General features: G+C 71.1%; 1 protein-coding gene. It reads right to left on the bottom strand.

Going from position 1 to position 1,013, the window contains the following annotated elements; all coding sequences use genetic code 11:
* The coding region (locus tag HUW62_RS47390; RefSeq protein ID WP_176438207.1) for a LysR family transcriptional regulator at positions 1–849 on the bottom strand (849 nt) is incomplete at its 3' end.
* Positions 850–1,013: the final 164 nt, after the last annotated feature.

The following is a 1,013-nucleotide window of genomic DNA, read 5'->3' as shown; positions in this document are numbered from 1 at the left end:
GGCCGGGGGCGTGGGGGCCCGGGCAATCACCAGGTCCACGTGCCGGGGAGTGCCCGCGACGGCGCGATAGACGGCGCCCTCGCGCGAGAAGGTGCGGACCGACTCCGGGAGGATGGCGCACCCGAGCCCGGCCGCCACCAGGCTCACCATGGTGAACCACTCCACCGCCTCCGCGACGAACGTGGGCGAGAAGCCCGCCTCCAGGCACATGCCCATCATCGCGTCATGCAGCGACGGAGCCGTGTCCCGCGCGAAGCCGATGAAGGGCTCGTCCGCGAGTTGCTCCAGCGGCACCCGTGTCTTTCGCGCCAGCCGATGGCCTGACGGCAACACGAGCACGAGCGGCTCCCGGCGCAGCGTGTCGATGAGCACCCCTGGCGCGATGACGGGCCCCCGCGCGAAGGCCACGTCGAGCTGTCCCAGCCGCACCTCCTCCAGGAGCGTCGCGCTGCCCGCCTCGCGCAGCATCAGGTGCACCTCCGGGTGCTCGGCTCGCAGGCCGCGCAGGACCTCCGGCACCAGGGCGAACGCGGCGGGGTTGACGAAGCCGACGCGCAGCAACGACTGCTGCTCCCGGGCGGTGCGCTGGGCGGCCTCCGCCGCGTGGGACAGGTGGACGAGCGCACGCCTCCCCGCTTCCAGGAGCGCCTGTCCCGCCGGGGTCAGCTCGACGCGCCGTCTGTCCCGCTTCAGCAACTGGCAGCCGAGCTCCTCCTCCAACTTGCGAATCTGCTGGCTGAGGGCGGGCTGTGCCAGGCGCAGTTGCTCCGCGGCCTTGCGGAAGTGCAGCGTCTCCGCGACCGCGATGAAGCACGTGAGGCGACGGGTATCGAGCGTGGGTGAGATCACTTCGCTATCACAGGCCCGGATTTCGGTATTGGACGCGCGACGGGTCGCTGACTTCTAACGGAGCCCATGTCCTCGAGCATCATGGGCTTCCTGGCCACACTGTCACTCGCCATCTCGGCCTCCGCCACGGAATCCCGACCCACCGCCGTGCCCCGCTTCGAGCC

The sequence above is a fragment of the Myxococcus sp. AM011 genome (assembly GCF_013372595.1).
Lineage (GTDB): Bacteria > Myxococcota > Myxococcia > Myxococcales > Myxococcaceae > Myxococcus > Myxococcus eversor.
The sequence above is the reverse complement of the archived record's forward strand: the minus strand, read 5'-3'. Positions and strand labels throughout refer to the sequence as shown.